This window comes from Paenarthrobacter sp., assembly GCF_031180005.1.
GTDB lineage: Bacteria > Actinomycetota > Actinomycetes > Actinomycetales > Micrococcaceae > Arthrobacter.
In genome coordinates this window covers 1-21075 of record NZ_JAPSHI010000035.1, presented here as the reverse complement: position 1 = coordinate 21075, position 21075 = coordinate 1, and the positions used below count along the sequence as shown (strand labels likewise).

At 62.6% G+C, this 21075-nt stretch carries 20 protein-coding genes and 1 pseudogene; 13 read left to right on the top strand and 8 right to left on the bottom strand.

The genetic code is table 11. The features are described from left to right. Positions 1-218: 218 nt before the first annotated feature. The 7 genes from RIF72_RS18105 to RIF72_RS18075 form a co-directional block, all read right to left on the bottom strand. Positions 219-368, bottom strand: a complete 150-nt coding sequence (locus RIF72_RS18105; RefSeq protein ID WP_309076216.1) for a hypothetical protein — start codon at positions 366-368, stop codon at positions 219-221. Further along, positions 365-1423, bottom strand: a complete 1059-nt coding sequence (locus tag RIF72_RS18100) for a maleylacetate reductase (protein ID WP_309076215.1) — start codon at positions 1421-1423, stop codon at positions 365-367. Before RIF72_RS18100 ends, RIF72_RS18105 begins: the two co-directional genes overlap by 4 nt. Positions 1424-1536: 113 nt before the next feature. Continuing rightward, positions 1537-3135, bottom strand: coding sequence for a 4-hydroxyphenylacetate 3-hydroxylase N-terminal domain-containing protein (locus RIF72_RS18095; protein ID WP_309076214.1), 1599 nt, complete (start codon positions 3133-3135; stop codon positions 1537-1539). Positions 3136-3165: 30 nt separating this feature from the next. Then, entirely contained in the window at positions 3166-3744 is a 579-nt protein-coding gene (locus RIF72_RS18090) for a flavin reductase family protein (protein WP_309076213.1), read from the bottom strand. 5 nt (positions 3745-3749) lie between these two features. Further along, positions 3750-4598: a catechol 1,2-dioxygenase gene (gene catA / locus RIF72_RS18085; protein ID WP_309076212.1), complete on the bottom strand. Its 849-nt coding sequence runs from the start codon at positions 4596-4598 to the stop codon at positions 3750-3752. Positions 4599-4797: 199 nt separating this feature from the next. Further along, on the bottom strand, positions 4798-6660 hold the full coding sequence (locus RIF72_RS18080) for an FAD-dependent monooxygenase (protein WP_309076211.1): 1863 nt from the start codon (positions 6658-6660) through the stop codon (positions 4798-4800). A gap of 192 nt (positions 6661-6852) precedes the next feature. Continuing rightward, a complete protein-coding gene (locus RIF72_RS18075) occupies positions 6853-7830 on the bottom strand; it encodes an AraC family transcriptional regulator (protein ID WP_309076210.1) in 978 nt (325 codons plus the stop codon). A 206-nt stretch (positions 7831-8036) separates the two neighbouring features. Here RIF72_RS18075 and RIF72_RS18070 point away from each other — a divergent pair, with 206 nt between their 5' ends. From RIF72_RS18070 to RIF72_RS18020, 11 genes and pseudogenes are all read left to right on the top strand, one after another. Then, positions 8037-8951 carry a LysR substrate-binding domain-containing protein gene (locus RIF72_RS18070; RefSeq protein ID WP_309076209.1) on the top strand — a complete coding sequence of 305 codons (915 nt, stop codon included), beginning with the start codon at positions 8037-8039 and terminating at the stop codon, positions 8949-8951. After that, on the top strand, positions 8941-10041 hold the full coding sequence (locus tag RIF72_RS18065) for an enolase C-terminal domain-like protein (RefSeq protein WP_309076208.1): 1101 nt from the start codon (positions 8941-8943) through the stop codon (positions 10039-10041). The genes RIF72_RS18070 and RIF72_RS18065 overlap by 11 nt, the downstream gene beginning before the upstream one ends. A gap of 44 nt (positions 10042-10085) precedes the next feature. Further along, a pseudogene (gene catC / locus RIF72_RS18060) lies at positions 10086-10383 on the top strand (muconolactone Delta-isomerase). A 182-nt stretch (positions 10384-10565) separates the two neighbouring features. Beyond that, positions 10566-11414 (top strand): catechol 1,2-dioxygenase, encoded by an 849-nt coding sequence (catA, locus tag RIF72_RS18055; protein ID WP_309076207.1) that lies wholly within the window; start codon positions 10566-10568, stop codon positions 11412-11414. Between the two features lie 150 nt (positions 11415-11564). Further along, positions 11565-12143, top strand: a complete 579-nt coding sequence (locus RIF72_RS18050; protein ID WP_309076206.1) for a flavin reductase family protein — start codon at positions 11565-11567, stop codon at positions 12141-12143. 49 nt (positions 12144-12192) lie between these two features. Next, positions 12193-13803, top strand: a complete 1611-nt coding sequence (locus RIF72_RS18045; protein ID WP_309076205.1) for a 4-hydroxyphenylacetate 3-hydroxylase N-terminal domain-containing protein — start codon at positions 12193-12195, stop codon at positions 13801-13803. A 434-nt stretch (positions 13804-14237) separates the two neighbouring features. Continuing rightward, positions 14238-15425, top strand: coding sequence for an MBL fold metallo-hydrolase (locus RIF72_RS18040; protein WP_309076204.1), 1188 nt, complete (start codon positions 14238-14240; stop codon positions 15423-15425). Between the two features lie 55 nt (positions 15426-15480). Beyond that, the gene (locus tag RIF72_RS18035) at positions 15481-15663 is read left to right on the top strand and encodes a hypothetical protein (protein WP_309076203.1); all 183 of its coding nucleotides are present in this window, start codon (positions 15481-15483) and stop codon (positions 15661-15663) included. A gap of 52 nt (positions 15664-15715) precedes the next feature. After that, positions 15716-16792, top strand: coding sequence for a maleylacetate reductase (locus RIF72_RS18030; protein WP_309076202.1), 1077 nt, complete (start codon positions 15716-15718; stop codon positions 16790-16792). A gap of 297 nt (positions 16793-17089) precedes the next feature. Beyond that, the gene (locus tag RIF72_RS18025) at positions 17090-17548 is read left to right on the top strand and encodes a hypothetical protein (RefSeq protein WP_309076201.1); all 459 of its coding nucleotides are present in this window, start codon (positions 17090-17092) and stop codon (positions 17546-17548) included. Beyond that, positions 17535-17726 carry a hypothetical protein gene (locus RIF72_RS18020; RefSeq protein WP_309076200.1) on the top strand — a complete coding sequence of 64 codons (192 nt, stop codon included), beginning with the start codon at positions 17535-17537 and terminating at the stop codon, positions 17724-17726. Before RIF72_RS18025 ends, RIF72_RS18020 begins: the two co-directional genes overlap by 14 nt. A 203-nt stretch (positions 17727-17929) precedes the next feature. On the opposite strand, the gene RIF72_RS18015 is transcribed toward RIF72_RS18020, so the two are convergent. Then, on the bottom strand, positions 17930-19294 hold the full coding sequence (locus RIF72_RS18015) for an aromatic acid/H+ symport family MFS transporter (RefSeq protein ID WP_309076199.1): 1365 nt from the start codon (positions 19292-19294) through the stop codon (positions 17930-17932). Between the two features lie 133 nt (positions 19295-19427). On the opposite strand from RIF72_RS18015, the gene RIF72_RS18010 reads away from it, so the two are divergent. Further along, positions 19428-20207: an IclR family transcriptional regulator gene (locus tag RIF72_RS18010; protein WP_309076219.1), complete on the top strand. Its 780-nt coding sequence runs from the start codon at positions 19428-19430 to the stop codon at positions 20205-20207. A 78-nt stretch (positions 20208-20285) separates the two neighbouring features. Beyond that, on the top strand, positions 20286-21075 hold a 790-nt coding region (locus RIF72_RS18005), incomplete at its 3' end, for an FAD-dependent monooxygenase (protein WP_309076198.1).

Here is a 21075-nt window from a genome sequence, read left to right as displayed (position 1 = left end):
GACCTCGTCTACACCGACAAGACCTCCGGCAGGGACACCACGAGCAGACAATCGCGCGGGCCAGCTCGCGGTATATCCTGGCACCAGGGCCCGGATTCGATCCCGTGCTCAGTGCCCTCCGAAATGGGCCCCAAGTCCGTCGTCGACCGTCGAGTCGGTCTGATCAGCGGAGGCTACAGCGGACGGCAGCGGCGGGCTAGGCCACGCCGTATCTTGCGTCAAGTTGCAGTGTCCTCTTCGTACCAGCCCACCCAGGCGGACGAGGTTAATCTGATGGTGGGCGTTGCCAGTTCGGCCTCCCACAGGGCCAGGTCCTGCTTGCTATTGATATGGAACATCAGTCTCGGGTGACGGGCCAGAAAAATCATGGGGTGTTTCCTTTCCAAACGGAGATCAACAGCCGTTCCAGGTCCGCAGTCACGACGCTGCGGGGATTCGATGGCGGTATCTGCGGCAGTATGAGGTGCAAGGCTTCGGGGATCTGGTCCTCGCGGAATCCGAGGTCGCGGAGGCTGCGCGGGGCGTCAATGCTGTTGTACAGGTCTGCCAGGCCTGTACTCGCATCGGCACTGCCCAACGCGGCGGCGATGCGCTCCTCAGCTTCCGGTGCGTCTGCCACATTGAATGCTGCGACATGGGGAAGGATCACCGCGTGCGTTGTGGCGTGCGGAAGATTGAAGGTCCCGCCCAGGACGTGACAAATCTTGTGGTGCATTCCCGCCCCGGCTGACGCGAATGCGGCCGCCGCCAGGAACGCCCCGCTCAGCAGCTGTTCCCGGCCTGCGACGCTTGAGGGGTCAGCCTTCACGGCCGGCAGTCCCCCGGCGAGCAGGCGGATGGCTTCCGTGGCGAGTGCCGCGTTCAATGGATGGGCGCGTGGCGCCCACAGGGAATCGATGCAGTGCGCCAGCGCATTCAAGCCCGAGGCCACCGATAGTGCCACCGGCAGCGACAACGTCAACCCGACGTCGTAAATTACCGACACTGGCAGCACACGGTCGTCGGCGCCGGTGGTCTTGCAGTGGTCCGCTGTGATGCCCCAGACGTTCGTGGCCTCGGAACCTGCGTAGCCGGTGGGCACCGCGATTATCGGCAGTCCCGTGGTGAGCGCAACGGCCTTGGCCAGTCCGATGGCCGATCCGCCGCCGACGGCTACCAGGAGGTCGACGTTGTGGGAGGCGGCAGCCGTGCGGGCTGCCTCCGCCGCCGCGGCCGGAACATGCTCCACCACGTCGTGATAATGCAGGGCAACGTTGACGCCTTCCGTGATGATCCCGGCCACGTCCGCGTACCTGCAGCTGGAAATAACCATGGCATTTCGGGCTTGGAGCCGTTCAGTTTCGGCGGCAAGGTCCGCAGTTGCGTTCCCGTTGCCGAACAGCACCCGCTGGCGTGGAGCCACATGATCGAACTGCAGTGTCATCGATGCTCCTGGTCTGCGCGGACTGAGTTTGGTAGTGGCGGTAGGGGTGAAGGCTGCGGGTACGGTGCGGGATCTCCGCACCGTACCTGCAGCCATTGGCAGTACAGTGCCGGCTAGCCGCGCTTGAGGAACAGGCTGACGTCGTTGTTGTTGATGAGGTCAGGGACGGTCCAGCCGTCCAGGTCGTATTCGGACATGCACAGGTCGGCGAAGCCCTTCATGGAGTCCGTGGTGCCCTGGGCTTGGGCGGCGAAGAGGATCTCGGCCTTGACGTTTTCGTGGTTGCCGGAGTAGTTGCGTTCGTAGAGTTCGTGACGGCCGCCGAACTCGGTGCCGATCGAGTCCCACAGCAGCTTCATGAGCTTGACGCGGTCAACCGCTTCAACGCCGTCGGAGCCGCGGACGTACTTGTCTAAGTACGGCCGGATCTCCGGGGTTTTGAAGTCCAGTGCTGAGGAGTTCAGGTAGATCAGGCCCGAGGCGACGTCCTGTTCGATGATTTCCTTGATGCGCGGGTAGCCGATGGCCATGAACATTCGGTACGCCAGGCCGTAGTCCAGCTTGGGCAGCACGGTGCCGTTGGGTCCCTCGTCCGGGTTGAGGGTCATGCCGTCGATCAGCGCGCGGAACATGTTGCGCCAGCCCAGGACCTCACCGACTCGGGTCTGGACGCCGCGGAAGTCCTGGGTGCCGGCGACTTCGAGGGCTTTCAGCAGCAGTCCGGCAATGAAGTCCAGCTTGGTGGCCAAACGGATAACGCCTTGGAAGGTGAAGCGGTTGATGAAGCCGGTTTGCGGGAAGAAGTTGTTGATCTTCTCCACGTCGCCGTAGGCGAACACGTTTTCCCAGGGGATGAGGACTTTGTCGAAGACGAAGACGGAGTCGTTCTCGTCCATGCGGCTTGAGAGCGGGTAGTCAAACGGAGTGCCCATGACAGCTGCCTGGTGGCTGTAGGAGGCGCGGCTGATCAGCTTCACGCCGGGGGCGTCCATCGGCACGGTGCAGATCAGTGCGAATTCCTTGCGCTTGATCGGCAGACCGTAGTGGGCGATGAAGTTGTAGTTGGTGATCGCCGAGCCGGTGGCCACGACCTTGGCTCCGGAGACGATGAGTCCGGAATCTGTTTCCTTTTCCACCTTCATGAAGACATCTCCTACCTGGTCCGGTGGCAGGTGACGGTCCACCGGCGGGTTAATGATCGCGTGGTTCCAGTAGAGAACCTTCTCCTGTGACTCCTTGTACCAGCGCTTCGCGTTGTCCTGGAACGGCTCGTAGAAGTCCGGCATACCGCCCAACGTGCCCAGGAACGCGGCCTTGTAGTCCGGAGAGCGGCCCAGCCACCCGTAGCTCATCCGGGCCCACGTCTCAATCGCGACGCGGTCTTTTTTGAGGTCCTCCACGCTGTGCGGGGCGCGGAAGAACGACATGGTCTTGCCTCCGGAGCCGGTATCGGTGGGGACCATCAGCTTGTCCTGCAGTTCGGGCTTGTGCATGGCATCGTAGAGCCGGGCGGCCATCCGGATGGAGTTCCGGAACGCCGGGTGGGTGGTGACATCCTTGACCCGCTCGCCGTAGATCCACACTTCGCGGTCGTCTTTGAGCGAGTTGATGTACTCGTCCCCCGTCATCGGCATCTTCGGGTTGGCGGGAGTGGTCCGTTCGCCCATCGTGGGAGCGGTGGTGGGTGCTGTGTCGTCCAGGATCTCGGTCATGATGATTCCTTTCGGTAAGAATTGCGGGGGTTAGATGCTGCTAAAGGCTTTGAAGGAATCCGCTCCGGAGAACCATCCGGATTCTAGTGAGTCACCGCTGTGGTGCCAGTGGCTAGAACCCGTCAGGGGCCCGATTTCGCGGAACTTTCCGCCAAAGAACAGCAGCGGTTCGCGGTCTGTCACCTCGAGTTTTTGGACTTCGCCGATGACGATGATGTGGTCGCCGCCGTCGTAGATCGCCCAGGGCGTGCATTCCAACGTTGCCTTGTTCTCCAACAGGACCGGAACGTTTCCGTCCAGCGTCCAGGCAGGCTCATAGGGCAACGGTTTGCCGGCGAAGTGCCAGGCAACGTCCAACTGGTCGTGGGACAGGATGTTGATGGCGAAGGGAGCCCCATCAAGATACTGCGCAGCCCGCGAGGTGCGGGTGAGCGTCACCTGCGCCAGCGGAGGGTCCAATGACACCGCGGTAAAGGCGTTGACCGTGGCACCGTGCGGGACGCCGTCGTCGGACCGGCAGGTCACTACGGTGACGCCGGTGGCGAACTGGCCGAAGGCGTTCCGCAACTGGCGCGGGTCGACGGGGGCGGCGGCTGCTTCCTGAGTCATTTTTCTTACTCCTCTGGGTCCAGGATGAAGTTGTAGGTGACTTCGCTCCCGGCGCCATCGGCGCGGTTGGCCGGGGCAAGCACCAGTTCGGGTTTCACGGCCGAAGCGATATCGTCCGCCACGTGTTCATCGCCTTCGAAGTACAGCTGGGTGGTGATGAGCTGATGACCCGGAGCCGACACTTTGAGGTGCAGGTGCGCCGGGCGCCACGCGTGCCAGCCGGCCGCGGCGATGAGCTGTCCACAAGCACCGTCCGTGGGGATCTGGTACGGCGCGGGCTGCATGGTGTTGATCTGGAAGTTGCCCTCCTGGTCCGCCACCATCGTGCCGCGGAGGTTCCATTCGGGCAGGCCCGGGGCGAACTGCGAATAGAAGCCGAGATCGTCGGCGTGCCAGATTTCGATCGTGGCACCCGGCAGGGCCTGGCCTGCGACGTTGGTGACCTGCCCCTGGAACAGCAAAGGAGTGCCGGGTTCGTTATCGCGCATCGGCAGGGTGGCCGGAGAGTGCTGCTGGGGTGAATCCGGCAGGTAGTAGGGTCCCTCGATGGTGCCCTTGGATCCCTGCCTGCTGGCGTTGGCTACTTCCTCGACGGAGTGCTCAATCCAGACGTCGAGGAACAGGGGCCATTCGCCGTCTTCGCCGACCTTAATGAGCCAGGCCTTCAGGGCGTTGTACTCGTCGTAGCTGACCTCTTCATCCAGCACGGTGGCGTTGATGGCTTTGATAACGCGGCCGGCAAGCCTGCTGACGCGCTCCTGGCTGGTGGCGGCGGAAAAATGCTTGTTCTCCCGGAACCTGGCGGTGGCGCCTGCACCTGAAGCGGCGGCGGTTCCCTGGGTTTCTACTGTCATGATGACTCCTTTGTCGATGCATCCTGTGTGCGTGCGCGGACTTCGTATTTCCTCAGCCTTACTTTGTGCCCCGCACCACTTGGGTAGTGGCTAATCGTGAAGCTCGAATTGAGTGAGGATAAATACCCATTTCAAAGTTGCTAATTGGCCTTGCGTTTTAATGAAGACCTGGTGCACCCCGGCCGCTGAGACTGTCGTGTCAGCGACCAAGACGGGCGGGTGAGAGAACGGCTTCGGCTTCCTCTGCGAAGTGGCCAGAATCGTTCTTATCAATGCTTAGGATTTCGGCGAGCACAGCGGAGAGCGCCGCTTCCGGATCCTGAACCATGGCGTGGGCGCGCCATCCGATGTGCTTGTCCGGGCGGACCAGGATGACGCCGTCCTCCTCGATTTCGCGCTGGCGGAGCCAATCTCCGTAGAGGTCCTGGACCTCCCGGCCTTCACCGATCACCACGGCCTTGAGCTCGACGCCCAAGCGATCGGCAACTCTGACCGCGGCGTCTGCCCAGGCTTCACCGGTGATCCCGGTGAAAATGGTGAAACCGGTGCCCTTGGCGATGTCGTGTGTCGAGTACTTGGACTTTGCGTTTCCGAGCCAGGCGTGCGGCAGGCGGAGGCCCGGGAAAGTGGACTTCTGGTGGTGCAGCAGTTCGTCTTCGGTAGGGGCAGGCCGCTGACCGCCGTCAGTCACGATAGCCGTTGACTCGTAGAACTGACCGATTTCGGTGCCTTGTGCGTTGAACTCGTAGTCCTTCGCGTCGAGAGCTGCACGGAGCGCCGTGCGGCGTGCGGCGCCCTCAGGCGACTTTTCCTTGCGCAACTGGAGCTTTTCGGTGAACTCCTCATTGGTGGTAGCGTTCGTGACCCCCAGGGCGTCAAAGATCGGCTTGTAGTCGCGGCTGGACTGATTGGCCCGGTTCACAATTTGCTTAGCCACGGGGGCGCGTTCCGTGGAGTAGGTTTCCAGCAGCTCGGGACCGGCTTGTCCCTTGATCACTACGGCTAGCTTCCAGGCCAGGTTGTAGGCATCCTGAATGGAAGTATTGGAGCCGAGTCCGTGGCTTGGCGGGTGCTTGTGGATGGCGTCTCCGGCGCAGAAAACGCGGCCCTTCTGCAGGTGCGTGGCCCACTGTTCGTTGTTGCCCCACAACGAGTAGCCCAAGATCGTGACGTCAAGGTCTGCGATGCCAACCAAATTCCGGATGATCCGTATTGCTTCGTCCTTATCCAGAACCGGCGGTTCGCCATTGATGTCGAAGCCCCAGCAGATCAGCCACTCGTCCCAAGGGCGGACCATGCGGATCAGGCCGGCACCGAGGCCGCCGACATTTGAGCCCGGGTTGAACACCCAGTACAGGACGGACGGGCGGTGCTTAACGAGGTGGGTCAGGTCCGCTTTGAAAGTGATATTCATGGAGCCGCCGATGTCCATCAACCCTTCCATGGGGAGCTCGATGTCGGCAGCGACCTTGGAACGCGCACCATCGGCGCCAATGAGGTACTTGGCTCGGATGGTGTATTCGTGTCCACTGAGACGGTTCAGCACCTGGACGCTGACTCCGTCTGCGTCCTGCGTGTGGGACAGGTACTCAGTGGAAAACTGAACCTGCGTGCCGCGCATGGCCGCGTTCTTGACCATAATCGGTTCAAGAAGTGTCTGTGGAATGTCGCACGGCATAGCGGGCGACGCAAGTTCATAGTCGGCCCGCCGATCCGGCCGCGTTCCCCAGGTGGGGCGGCGGCCGATCTCTTCCCCAGCGAGGCTTTCACAGTAAACCGTGTCACCCATAAGCTCATGCGGAGTGGCCTCGGCCAGGACCTGGTCCTCGATGCCGGCATCGCGGAGCACTTCCATGGTGCGCTGGTTAGTGATGTGGGCGCGAGGCGTGTTCGCCGTCCAACGGTATTTGGTGATCATGATGTTGGAGATGCCCTGATTGGAGAGGAAAAGGGATGCGGAGCTGCCGGCAGGGCCAGAGCCCACGATCAGCACGTCGGTAGTGACGATGCCGGTACCGTCCGGGCGGGCAGTGGCGGCAATTCCGTCATTGAAAATTGGCATGACAACCTCCGTTGGTTGTTGCTGGACTAGGTCGCTTGGCGCTGAAGCTCCGCGGTTGTGGCGCGGACCGAATGGCGCCTTCCCAAGAAGTGTCCCAGATCACCATGGCAGGTGGTGCCTGTCATAGCCGACGCGTCCGGTAAGTGCTAAAAAGCGTCGGAGCTGTGCGAAAACGAATCCGTCTGCTGCCTACTAATCGAGCTGGATGCCAGCCCTGGTTGCCTTGCGGATCTGGAGCGGCGTGGTGTGGAACCGTTCCTTGAAGGTCCGGGCGAAATAGTTCTGCGAGGAGAAACCGACCACCGCGGCAATCTCTCCGATGGTCATTCCGGCCGCGGCGGGTGAGGCGAGGAGTTCACGGCCTCGGTCCAGTCGCAGCCCGAGCACGTAGCGACCTGGCGTCAGGCCGGCGTCGGCGAATGCGCGTCCCAACTGCCGCTCGCTGATGCCGACGGCCGCAGCCACCTCCGCCGTCCCGAGTCCCGGATCGCCAAAGGACCGTTCAATGTAACCTTTGGCAGCTGCCAAATAACCGGTTCCGCTGCCGGCCTTGCCCCCCGAAGCGATAAGGCGGAACAGTTCCAGGACGGCTTTCTCGGTGTCGTCCGCCGGCGGCTCGGACACCAGCGCCGAGCCGATCATCCGGGCGAGTTCTTGCGCCTGAGTCCCGGCGCCGGGGCCGAAATCGAAGCGTACCGGCTGGTTCAGCGATGTGCCGCCGGAAAACTCCCGGAAGAGTGGCCGGGGAATCGTGAGGACCAGTTCCTGAAGCCCCGCGGCGAAGCCGCGCATGAAGGGCAGGTCTGCGTCGTACATGATGGCCTGGCCTGGTTTCAGGGTCTCGTGGCCGCGGCGGTGATAGAAGAATGCATCGCCGGCGAGGGCAAAGAAGACGGCTACCACGTCGGTGGGGTTCTGCCGGATGAACGATTCCGAGCGCTCGACGATCTGGGGCGTTCCCTGCACGCGGGCCAGGCGAAGGGAGGGGAACTGAAGGTTGAGTTCGGTAGCGTGCAGCGGGGACTCGTCGATGGTCCGGATGTCGAGCGAAATCAAGGCCTTGGCGTTATGGCTTTCCCAGTGCTGGATGCGGCTGAGCGGCGCGATGCCCTGAGTCGTGAACTGTAAGGCGCGGGGCGGCGCGTGCAGATCGTTCTGCTGGCTGGCCATGGTCCCGTCATTCTAGCGATAGGGCGCCCCTCAAACCAGCACACGGCGGGGGGTGGCTGTTCCATCCTTCCGTTCGAGAAGACCGGTGACTAGTATCCAAACGGTATTAGTAAGCCGTAAATGAGTATTTCTTATTACTAATCGCGGATCTTAGGCTAGATGCAGCACGAGTGTTTGTTTCGTGACCAACTGCTGAGAGGCTTCGAATGGAGACGCGACAGCTCAGGTATTTCATTGCAGTGGCAGAGGAGCGTCATTTCGGCCGCGCGGCGGTAAGGCTTCATATGGCGCAGCCGCCCTTGTCTCAGCAGATCAGGCAGCTGGAGGATCAGCTGGGGACACCGCTTTTGGTGCGGACCACGCGGAAGGTGGAGCTCACGCCGGCGGGTCAGGTTCTGTTGGATCGGGGCCGTGTGTTGCTGGAGGAACTTGTGAAACTCGAATCCGATGTGCAGCAGGTGGGGGCGGGGGCCACAGGGGTGCTCAGGGTGGGTTTCACCGGCACCGCCACCTACCGCCTGATGCCTATCATAGTGCAGTCTGCGCGGCGCAACCTTCCCGGGCTCCGCATCACGGTCCAGGGAGAGATGCTAACCCCTGAAATGGAGACGGCTTTGGAGGAGGGGCGGCTGGACGTCGCAGTCCTACGTCCGCCCATCCGTTCGGAAGCGGTGGCCCACAAGCTGCTCGAGCAGGACCGGCTAGTAGCTGCATTGCCCGCCGATTCCCCGCTGGCGGAGCAGGGCACACTCAAGATCGCAGATCTGGCGTCGCAAAGCTTCATTGGTTACCCCAGCCACTCAGTGGTCAGCGGCATCTTCCAGGACACCTGCCGGAAGGCTGGTTTCCAGCCGCGGCTGGTTCAGGAGGCCAAGGAAACCTCCACGCTGCTCTCCCTTGTCGCCGCAGGGATGGGGATCGCCCTGGTTCCCATGACGTCACGGATGTTCTCCTTCCAGGGCGTGGTCTTCCGGCCGCTGCATAATCCGCCGCCTGTGGACCTGGCTGTTGCGTGGAACCGCAACAACGAGACGCCGCTGATACAAAGCTTCCTGACCCTGTTCGATTCACTTCCGTCACAGCCCGCAGCTGCCGCAAAGGATTCTCCCCATGAAAATTGAACGCATTGAGGCCATCCCTTACGCCATTCCCTACGCCCGGCCGTTGAAGTTCGCTAGCGGCGAGGTGACGACCGCGGAACACGTGTTGATCCGGGTCCACACGGATAACGGCATTTACGGCGTGGCGGACACTCCGCCGCGGCCCTACACGTATGGCGAAACGCAGGACTCCATCGTCTCGGTGGTCACCAAGGTCTTTGCCCCGCAACTGATCGGTCTGGACCCCCTGGACAGATCTAAGGTCCAACAGATACTCCGCCGCACAGTCCATAATCCCACCGCCAAGGGTGCCTTGGACATCGCCCTCTGGGACATCATCGGCATCTCCCTCGGCACCCCTGTTCATAAGCTGCTGGGCGGCTTCACCGACAGCATGCGCGTCTCTCACATGCTTGGTTTCAAACCCGCCGAAGATCTGCTCGAGGAGGCGCTGCGCTTCCGGGAGACGTACGGAATCAACACTTTCAAGCTAAAAACCGGCCGCCGGCCGCTCTCCCTGGACGTCGAGGCATGCCAGGTGCTGCGCGATGGCCTCGGTGCGGACACCGAGATTTATCTGGACGCCAACCGCGGCTGGACCGCCAACGAGGCAATGGAAGTGCTCCGCCGCACCGAAGGGCTGGGCCTGTCCATGCTGGAAGAGCCGTGCGATGCGGGCGAGGTCATGGGCCGGCGCCGGCTCGTACAACACTCCAGCATCCCGGTTGTGGGTGATGAAAGCGTCGCCACGCCCGGTGACGTGTCCCGGGAACTGCTCTCCGGTGGCAGCACCGCCATCTGCATCAAAACCGCGAGGAGCGGCTTCACCGAAGCACAGCAGATACTGGGGCTGTGCGAGGGCCTGGGCGTGGACGTCACGATGGGAAACCAGATCGACACCCAGGTCGGCAGCCTGGCCACGGTGACGCTCGGCGCAGCCTTCGAGACCAGCTCCAGGCGTGCGGGGGAACTCTCCAATTTCCTGGACATGACGGATGACCTCCTCGCCGAGCCGCTGGAGATCAGCAACGGCGCCATCCGCGTTCGTGAGGTGCCTGGCGTCGGCGCGCTGATTGATGCAGACAAACTGAAAAAGTACCGGCAGGACTGACCGGAGCTCCTCCGCTCTCCTGCCCTGACACCTTGGAGACACTGATGCTGTACCTGGTTCGAATGGACGTCAACATCCCGCTGGACATCCCGGGAGAGATCGGAATCCATCAAAGCGCAGGAAAAGGAATACTCCCAACAGCTACAGCGTGACGGCCGCTGGGTCCACCTCTGGCGGATCGTCGGGGAATGCTCCAACTACTCCGTCTTTGACGTTGCCGACAACGACGAACTGCATACCCTGCTCTCCGGACTGCCCCTCTTTCCGTACATGGACATCAAGGTAACGCCGCTCGCAAAGCACCCCTCCGCCGTCGCCTCACCAAAGCGCCCCGCCTCGTGATTCATATGCAAAGGCTTTCAATGAGTCGGAAATAGGTATTTCTCATAGCTCAATTACCGTTCTACCGTTGAACTAACGCCAGGATGTGACGCCCGGCACACTGCACGGGCGGGAGGCAAAGGGCACCCCCGCAACGCCCCGGACTGTCCACAGACAAACCGTTCATCGACAAAGGAGTCATCATGACCACGGAAACACACGCCACGGCCGCCGCTTCAGGTGCAGGGGCAACCGCCCGCTTCAGGGAAAACAAGCAGTTCGCTGCCAACACCAGCCAGGAACGTGTCAGCACCCTCGCCGGCCGGATCATCAAGGCGATCAACGACACCGTCCTTGAGGAAAAGGTCACCTACGACGAATACAACGCCTTCAAGGCCTGGCTCATCAGGGTCGGCGAGGACGGGGAATGGCCGCTGTTCCTGGACGTCTGGGTAGAACACTCCGTGGAGGAAGTGGCCAACGCCAACAGGCACGGCTCCAGGGGGACCATCGAGGGGCCCTACTACATCCCGAACGCTCCCTCTCAGAACAGCCCCGCCACGTTGCCTATGCGCGAGGACGAGCCAGGGACCCCGCTGCTGTTCCAAGGCCAGGTCCGCAACGTTGCCGGGGAACCCCTCCCCGGAGCGCTAATCGAACTATGGCACGCTGATGACCTCGGCTTCTACTCCCAGTTCGCCCCGGGCCTGCCGGAATGGAACCTCCGCGGCTCCATCATCGCCGACGCCGAGGGTAACTTCCAGATCAACACCATCCAGCCCGCGCCCTACCAGATCCCCACCGACGGTGCCTGCGGTGCACTCATCGCCGCGGCCGGCTGGCACGCCTGGCGCCCGGCCCACCTGCACTTGAAGGTTTCGGCGCCCGGGCACCAGCTCATCACCACGCAGTTGTATTTCCAGGGCGACGAGCACGTCGCCGATGACATCGCCTCGGCCGTGAAGCCCGAGCTCATCCTCGCCCCCACCGAGCGCGTGGACGGCAAGGGCCGGGAAGTCACCTACGACTTCATCCTCGATCCGCAGGACTAACACACAGCACCGACGTTCCTGGACTGAGCCAGCCACACCCGGCACGGCTCCCACCGGCGGGGCGGCGTCTTGCGCCACCCGCCCGTTCAATCCACACGGCCCGCCCTGATGCCGCCTTGCCAAAATCAGGCCTGAACTAAGGAGGCGTCAATGACTCAGCAAGCAGTCATGACCCCTATCGACACCCGCGAACTGCGCCACGCTTTCGGCACGTTCGCCACCGGCGTTACCGTGGTGACCTGCCGGTCCGAGGACGGCGTTCCGCACGGGGCCACCGTGAACGCCTTCACCGCCGTCTCCCTAGACCCTCCACTGGCCCAGGTGACCCTGACCCGCACCTCGCGCGCAGCCCGTTACCTCGAAGGCGCCCCCTTCGCCATCAACATCCTTTCGCTCGAACAGATGGACGTCGCCCTGCACTTCGCCGGCAAGGTCATGAAGGAGGAGCCCGAGTGGACCCTCGACGGCAACGTCCCGGTGCTCACTAAGAACGCTGCCACCTTGGAATGCCGGCCGTGGAACATCTACGACGGTGGCGACCACATCATCGTCGTGGGCGAAGTGATCGCCATGGAAGTCACCAAGCGCGAACCCCTGCTGTTCTTCGGCGGCAAGTTCCGTGAGATCGGACGCTTCGTCGAGGGTGCGCCCTGGGACCACTCCGGCGACGCTCCCGAATCGGGCTGGTTCGCCGGCGCCAAATCCTTCAAGCCCCTCAATTCCATTTAGTCACCTGCAAGACCACCAGTTCTTACCGACTGCCCTGAAAGGGACGATCATGACTGAAACCCTTAGCCAATCAGCAACAACCCCTTCGCCGTCCTCAGCACCCACGGTAGATGAGCGGACTACCCCCGCCAACCCGAAAATGCCAATGACAGGCGACGAATACATCAAGTCCCTCCAGGATGACCGGGAGGTCTGGATCTACGGGGAACGGGTTAAAGACGTCACTACCCATCCTGCTTTCCGGAACTCCATTCGCATGGCCGCCCGGCTGTATGACGGGATGCACAAGCCCGAGCTGCAGGACAAGCTCATGGTTCCCACCGACACCGGTTCCGGCGGCAAGACCATGTCCTTCTTCCGCACCCCGCACAGTGTCGAGGACCTGAAAAAGGACCGCGTCGCGATCGAGACCTGGGCCCGAATGAGCTACGGCTGGCTTGGACGCTCGCCCGACTACAAGGCCGCGTTCCTGGGTACCCTGGGAGGCATGCCGGACTTCTACGAACCCTTCCAGGAGAACGCGAAGCGCTGGTACAAGGAGTCACAGGAAAAGGTCCTGTACTGGAACCACGCGATCATCAACCCGCCGGTGGACCGCCACCTGCCCCCGGACCAGGTCGGGGACGTGTTCATGAAAGTCGAGAAGGAAACCGGTTCGGGCCTGATAGTTTCCGGGGCCAAGGTCGTCGCGACCGGCTCGGCGATCACGAACTACAACTTCATTGCCCACTATGGGCTGCCGATCAAGCGCAAGGAATTCGCGCTGATCTGTACGGTCCCGATGGACGCGCCCGGGGTCAAGCTAATCAGCCGTGCCTCCTACAGTCACCAAGCGGCCGTGATGGGTACCCCGTTCGACTATCCGCTCTCAAGCCGGATGGACGAGAACGACTCCGTTTTCGTCTTCGATAAGGTGTTGATCCCGTGGGAGAACGTGTTCGCCTACGGGGATGTGGAGAAGATCAACAACTTCTTCCCGCAGACCGGCTTCATCAACCGCTTCACCTTCCAGGGAGTCATTCGGCTCGCCACCAAGCTGGACTTCATCGCCGGACTGCTGATGAAGGCCTTGGAAGTCGCCGGAACCCAGGACTTCCGCGGGGTCCAGACCCGCGTAGGGGAGGTGCTGGGCTGGCGGAACATGTTCTACGCACTGATCGATGGCATGACCCTAAACCCGGACGAGGGCCCTAACGGCACCGTGCTGCCGAAGCTGGACTACGGATTGTCCTACCGGATGTTCATGGCCATCGGCTACCCCAGGATCAAGGAAATCATAGAGCAGGACGTCGCGTCCGGCTTGATTTACTTGAACTCCTCCGCACTGGACTTCAAGACCGCTGAGATCCGGCCCTACCTGGACAAATACGTCCGTGGCTCCGACGGCGTCGAGGCAGTGGACCGCGTGAAGCTCATGAAGCTGCTCTGGGACTCCATCGGCACTGAGTTCGGTGGCCGGCACGAACTCTACGAGCGGAATTACTCAGGCAACCACGAAAACGTGAAAGCCGAGATCCTCTTTGCCGCGCAGGCGCAGGGCACCACGGACTACATGAAGGGCTTCGCGGACCAGTGCCTTGCCGAATACGACCTGGACGGCTGGACGGTCCCTGACCTCATCAGCAACGACGACGTCAGCCTGTTCCTCAAGCGCAACTAACTTAGTTCCGGATGAGCGGCGCTGCAAGGAGCGCCGCTCATCCTCACAAGAGGCATCGCTGACAGCAGACGACAACGACCCGACAAGACATCTCCGGCATCCCGACTGCCCTCTGCCCGCGGTGGGTCACCCCTCAAAGGGGGAAGCTCAAACACGTGCAGCGTGAGCCTGCTGGTACGACGAGACGAACGCGAATTCAACACCACAGGAACTGGGCATCCTACTTCGTGGGGTCTTCCGCGAATCTGTAGTGCCAGAGCATGCGAGAAACAAATGCGAGCCAGCGGATATCGGGGAGAAAAAGTCAGTAATGACTTTGGGGGCATGAACAGCCTAAGCAGCTTTGGCCGCCTGTTTCCGTGAGTCCGCCTTTGAAAAGCCAAGCAGCAGCCCGGGGTCGAGTGTAAAAGATATCTAAACCAGGAGCAAGAACTATGTGCGACGTGATGAGCAGACTTGAATCATCCGGAGTCTCCAGACGAAATATCCTCGCCAGCTTCGGGCTCGGCGCAGCGGCCGTCACCCTGACGGCCTGTAGCGACAGCCCGGAGAGATCATCAGCCTTTCGGTCATTCGGCCCTGCGCCGGCTGAAGGCTATCGCACCCGTCTGGTTCTTCTTGGCACTTCGGGAGGTCCCCCCTACTGGCCGGGCGGCACGCGCGAAGGAATATCCTCGGCCCTTGTGGTCGGGGATCGCTATTACCTCATCGACGCAGGTCACGGGGTGATGGGCCAGCTACGGAAGGCCCAACTTGGTCCCAACTACGAGAAGGATATGGACGGGCCGCTAGATGTGCTGGCCGGAATATTTCTTACCCATCTCCACTCTGACCACGTCGTTGACCTGAACAATATACTCAGCGAGGGCCTTTTCAACGGTCTTCAGTCCGTCAAGAGAATACCGATCTGGGGCCCCGGTAACCGCGGCCAGTTGCCCCCCTTGTTCGGGGCAGGAACTCCACCCACCCCCGTCAGTCCTGAGAACCCGACCCCCGGCACCCGGGAGATGACGGATCTCATCGTGCAGGCGTACGCTACTGACTTCAATGACAGGCTTTTTGATAACCGTAAGCCACATCCCAACCAGCTATGGGAAGCTTTCGACGTGCCGGTACCCCCCGCGTTCGTCAAAAGCCCGAATTCGGATCCTTGCCCGGAAATGAGTCCCTTCACATTCTATGAAGATGACCATGTCAGGGTTTCAGCAACCTTAGTCAACCACGCCCCCGTTTTCCCTGCCCTTGCTTACCGCTTTGACACAGACGACGGCTCGGTGGTCTTTTCGGGAGACACCGGAAAGACGCCAAACCTCATCAAGCTGGCCAAAGGTGCGGATGTTCTGGTCCACGAGGTGATTGATAAGACCTGGCCCCAATCCCTCTTTCCAGAACCTCGTACCGACGCTCAGGAAGGGCTATACCAGCATCTGATCCAGGCGCACACACTCATCGAGGACGTCGGACCCATTGCCCAGGAAGCCGGCGTCAAATCACTCGTCCTTTCACATCTGGTTCCGGGAAATAGACCAGACAGCGTTTGGGAGGCTTGTGCCACGGGTTTCGACGGGGAACTCATTATCGGACACGACCTTGACGTCATCGGTGTCGGATTCACCAAATAGTACGACCCGGGCCAGCTGCAGCAGCAGCTGGCCCGGGTCTCTCCCAGGAGGGGCCATGCTCACGGAAATCAAGAACAAAGGCACGATGTCAGCGCACGATACATCCACCCCGACCACGTCATCGGCTCCGCCGGCCTTACCGAGTGGCCGGGAGCATGAGAAGTCGGTCCTGGTCCACTCGGCATGGGCCGGGTGGCATTACGAAATATCCTCCGACGAAGAGGGCGCCGGCTTCTGAGCTTGTCGCCTCGACGGCTGCGGTGCCGCAATTTTGAACGGGAGAACTGACTATGGGCCTGATTTTTGACCATGTGGCCCTGGGCCAGCGTGTCCTCTTCGGTTCCGGCAAGGCCGCTGCGAACCTCGCAGCGGAAGTAGCCCGACTGAGCGCGCAGCGCGTGATGGTGATCGCCTCGGACTCCGCGACGCCGCTGGCCCGCGCCGTCGCCGCCGAAATCGAGGTGGCAGTGTGGCATCACGACGTCGTTATGCACGTACCGATCGAGGTCGCCGAAAAGGCCCGTGCGGCGGCCGCCGAAGCCGGCATTGACCTGCTGGTGTGTGTCGGTGGCGGGTCCACCACAGGCCTGGCGAAGGCCATTGCCCTGACATCCCGCCTGCCTATCATCGCCGTGCCCACTACTTACGCCGGATCCGAAGCCACCAACGTGTGGGGCCTGACCGAAGCCTCCCGGAAAACCACTGGAGTGGACGACGCCGTTCTGCCCGTCACCGTCATCTACGACGCATCCCTGACGCTGTCCCTGCCCGTAGAGATGTCCGTAGCCTCCGGCCTGAACGGCATGGCCCACTGCATCGACTCAATGTGGGCACCCCGCGCCGACCCGATCAACGCCGCTCTCGGTGCCGAAGGAATCCGCGCCCTCAGCCGTGGTCTGCCGCTCATCAACGAGGACCCGGCAGGAGCAGAGGGACGCGAGCAGGCTCTCTACGGCGCGTACCTGTCCGCCGTCGCGTTCGCCTCGGCCGGATCCGGGCTGCACCACAAGATCTGCCACGTCCTGGGTGGCACTTTCAACCTTCCCCACGCGCAGACGCACGCCACCGTGCTGCCTTACGTCCTTGCCTTCAATGCCCCCTCCGCGCCCGAGGCCGAGGCCCGCATCGCCTCAGCGTTCGGCACGGCCGACGCACTGACTGGCCTGCAGGAACTACGCAAACGCCTGGATGCACCCAAGGCGCTGTCCGACTACGGCTTCACCGCCGACTGGATCGCCGAGGCAGTCGAGGTCGTCCTCCCGGCCGTGCCGGTCAACAACCCTCACCCCGTGACCATCGAAAACCTCACCCGGCTCCTCCAGGCAGCCCTAACCGGGGAAGATCCCCGGGTCCTACTGGATTTCTGACTGGACCCACCAGGCGTATTCCCCACCGATACCAGAGGAGTACAGCGACGGAAGCCAATTTGGAGATCGTTGATAGGGCGAGTTTCCTTGTTCTTTTGTCCACGTGTGCGGTCCTCGCGTTTTCTTTCGGTTCCGGATCCGCCACAGGCCAGGAGAGCCTCCTGTACTTTACGCCGTACAGATATTGGGAGGCGTTCGGAATCGGACTCTTGGTTCTCGTCCTCATGGCCCGTGCCGCCGTCGGATTCTGCTCTGTCAAGCGGAACTGCTTCTTCTCAGAAAAGCCAGGTGATGGGGATGTCTAGCCTCGATAGCCACTGCCGATCCGCCAGCCAGTCCGATGGACATTACGCCCTGGAGGTGGCTGCCAAAGACATCTCCCAAGTCGAGGCCGCCAAGGCTACCATTCCTCCGGGAACGCCGATCAACATCGCGTTCCTTGGGAATGAGGATCATGCCCAGCGCATCAAAGCTGCCCGGGTAATACTGGCAGGCGGTTTCGAGCCTGTCCCGATTATTTCCTCGCGCCGCCTGCGCTCCGAGCGGGACCGCGATTATCTTCTCGACGCCCTGATTGCAGAAGCAGCCCCGTCGCGGATAATCCTTGTGGGCGGTGACCCGGCCGTCCCTGCCGATCCCTTCGAGGACTCGCTGGCCCTCCTGAGAAGCGACCTCCTGGAACGCCATTTCATCCGCCAGGTGGGTATCGTCGGCAGCTATCGCCCGGAGATATGGACTGTTGGTGGGCAACGCTGACCACCGCGTCAGTCCTGAGCGCTATTGGGATCACCTCACGGCCGGGCTGGACGGCGGGAACCTCGGAGCTGTCCTGTATCACCTTTATCCGTTCGGCGGGATCATGGAAGGCGTTCAGTGGATGAACAGCCGCATGTCAAAGGGTTATCCCACGCCTACCCTTGGGCGCGTGGGATGACGGTCCCCGCTCCGTGGGCCCTGCAATTATCCCGGTAAAAGTTCGGCTTTCCAAGGGCGGCTAACAGTTAGCTCCGGTGGTTCGGGAGCGAGGGCCGATGCCTCCTGCCCCCTGCGGGGTATGTCCGTCTCCCCGTAGTGCCCGTCGATGATGGCAATGCCGCTGAGGCGCCCAGGCTCCCACCATGGGGGCAGAAGGCTAGATCAGGATTTCCCGATGGCGGGTCCCTGGCCGGGTGGCGGGGCGATCGCGTGGGGGACAGCCACCAGGGCAGCGACCGCCAGCACGGCCGCGGCGCCGAAGACGTAGAAGCCCCAAGGGTAGGCGATACCCGCGGCCACGAGAGCTCCGGTGACGGCTGGGCCCATAATGGCCCCCAGGCGGCCGACGCCCGCCGCGAAACCGAGCGCGGTTCCGCGGAGCCGGGCCGGAAAGAGTTGGCTGACCCACGCGTAGACGAGGACCTGGGAGCTGAAGACGAAGACGCCGGTGACGAAGACGGCGGCGTTGAGCAGGAATTCGTTCTGGATCTTGACGCTGAGCACGGCGAGGAACACGGCGGAGAGGCCGAACCATAGCAGCACGATCTTCTTGGTGCCGTGCTTGTCGGCCAGGATGCCGGCCACGATCAGGCCCACGACGGCGCCCACGTTGAGTACGAGCAGCAGGACCAGGCCGGTGCTTACGGTGTAACCGGCTGCGGACATGAGCTGCGGCAGCCAGGTGTTGAGGCCGTACACGAGCAGGAGGCCCATGAAGGAAGCCACGGCAATGCCCAGCGCCACCAGCGGGTAGGGCTTTTTCGTGAGGTCGCGGAAGCCGGCCCGTTCACCGGAGGCGTCAGCCGGCACGAGCGATGCGGGCGAGGCCTCCGGCTCGGCTGCCGGGACGGCAATCGGGCGGTGTACCCGGCCAGCAGGAACCGAAGCAGGCGCAGGGGCCGGTGGAGCCGCCACATCCCGGGCGTCCTTGCCGTGTTCCGCGTGGACAGGAGGCAGCGTTTCCGGGAGCCGGAACCACAGGAACGGCACCAGCACGAATCCGGCCACCCCGCCGACCACGAACATGATGCGCCAGTCCGGGACCACAAGGATCGCGAGGAACGCCGTGGCCACTGCGCCCACGTGGTAGCCGGTCATCGTCCGCGTGGTGGATTTCCCCGCGGTGCCGGCCGGTGCATAGTCATTCATGTAGGCCAAGGCCGCGGGCAGGCAGGCCCCCAACCCAACGCCTGCGAGAAGCCGGAAAATGCCAAACACGGCCACATTCGGGGCAAACACCACGGCGAGAGTGAAGAGGGAGAACCATGCCACGCAGGCCACGAGTAGGCGGCGGCGGCCGAAGCGGTCAGAGAGCGGTGCGATGAACAGCGCGCCGATGCCCACCCCGACCAGCGAAATGGTGGCCGCATAAGTGGCTCCAACAGCGTCGAACCCAAGATCCTGGGTCTCGATGAGAGTTGGAATGACGGTGCCGAGCACCACCAGGTCGAATCCGTCCAGCACCATGGCGAGCCAGCAAAGCCAAACGGGCCATTGTGAACGACGGGTGGCCGGGAGCGTAGTCATGGGAACCTCATTGTTCGGTCGGAACTGTGGGAAGAAAGCGGTTAGCCGGGCGTGCTAACCGGCCGACATGAGATTTGTATCACCAGCGGATGTAATCTGAGACAACCAAAACCATTCAATGGAAGCAGTGACTGTGGCCAATTCCGTCTCCGGCGACTCTGTAGTGGACCGCGTGGTCCGCGTCATCGCCGCTTTTCCCGAAGGCGTCTCCGTCCTGCAGCTCTCCGAACTCGCCGCCCGCGCGCAGCTTCCGCTGACCACAGCACACCGGCTGGTCCGGCAGCTGGCCGGGCACGGTCTCCTGGAAACGACCCCCGGCGGTTCCGTCCGGCTGGGACTGCGGCTATGGGAGCTCGTAAACCGCAATTCACCCACGCTGGCACTGCGGCAGGCGGCGATGCCGTTCATGGAAGACATCCAGCACGTACTCAACCAGAACGTGAACCTGGCGGTGCTCGACGGCTGGGAGGCCCTCTTTGTGGAGCGGCTCTCCCGCCGCGGGTCCGTCGCCAACCGCGCGCAGATCGCAGGCCGCCTGGCAGTGCATATCTCCTCCGCCGGCCTGGCACTGATGTCCCACCAGCCGCCGTCTGTTCAGGCTGAGTACCTTGGGCAGTTCAAGGATCCGGCCGGAAAGGTCTCGGTGGAGAACCTCCGTGCGCTGCTCGCCGAAGCCAACCACTTGGGGTACGCCCAGCTCGCCGGCGTCATCGACCCCGACACCTGGGGGATCGCGGTTCCCGTGCTGGACGGCAAGAAGCACGCGGTGGCCGCCCTCGGCGTCGTCGTTCCCCTGAAGGAGGTGCGCCTGCAGGCCCTCGTGCCGGCGCTGCAGACAGCGGCGAGGGGCATCGCACGGCGGCTGGGTGACGTCGAGACTGGAGCGGCGTTCCGTTCAATGGAATCAGCGTAACGCCGTTCACACTCTCCGGCGCACACTGTTAGGCAGAATCAACGCCGTAAGGCTGAAGCAACGCCGGCCCCAGTTTTCATGCCGGGGCCCGGCAACGAAGCGAGGAACATCGTGGCAGCACGCACAGTCATTAAAACCCAGGTCGCCATCATGGGCGCCGGCCCCGCCGGTCTCATGCTCTCCCACCTGCTGGCCAAGGCCGGCATCGAATCCACGGTGATCGAAATCCGCAGCCGCCAGGAGATCTCCGAGACGGTCCGCGCCGGCATCCTCGAGCATGGAACGGTGAACATGCTGGTGAACAGCGGCGTTTCGGACCGCGTGCTGCGTGAAGGCGACCGGCACGACGGCATCGAACTGCGCTTCAACGGCGAAAGCCACCGCATCGACTTCAAGGAACTGGTGGGGGAGTCGGTCTGGCTCTACCCACAGACCGACGTGTTCACGGACCTCGCCGCACGGCGGGAGGCCGACGGCGGTGACGTCCGGTACAGCGTCACGGACACCACCGTCCACGACCTGGAAGGGTCCCCCAGGGTCTGGTTCACCGATGCCGACGCCGTTGACTACGAACTGCAGGCCGACTTCATCGCCGGCGCGGACGGCTCCCGCAGCCACTGCCGCTTCCAGATCCCCGAGGCCCACCGCAAGTGGTACTTCCACGAATACCCGTTCGCCTGGTTCGGGATTCTCGCGGAGGCTCCCCGCAGCGCCGACGAACTCATCTACGCCAACTCCCCAAACGGCTTCGCGCTGATCAGCCAGCGCACCGAGACCGTGCAGCGGATGTACTTCCAGTGCGACCCGAACGAGGACGTGAACGACTGGAGCGAGGAACGCATCTGGAAGGCGTTCCGGAGCCGGGTCA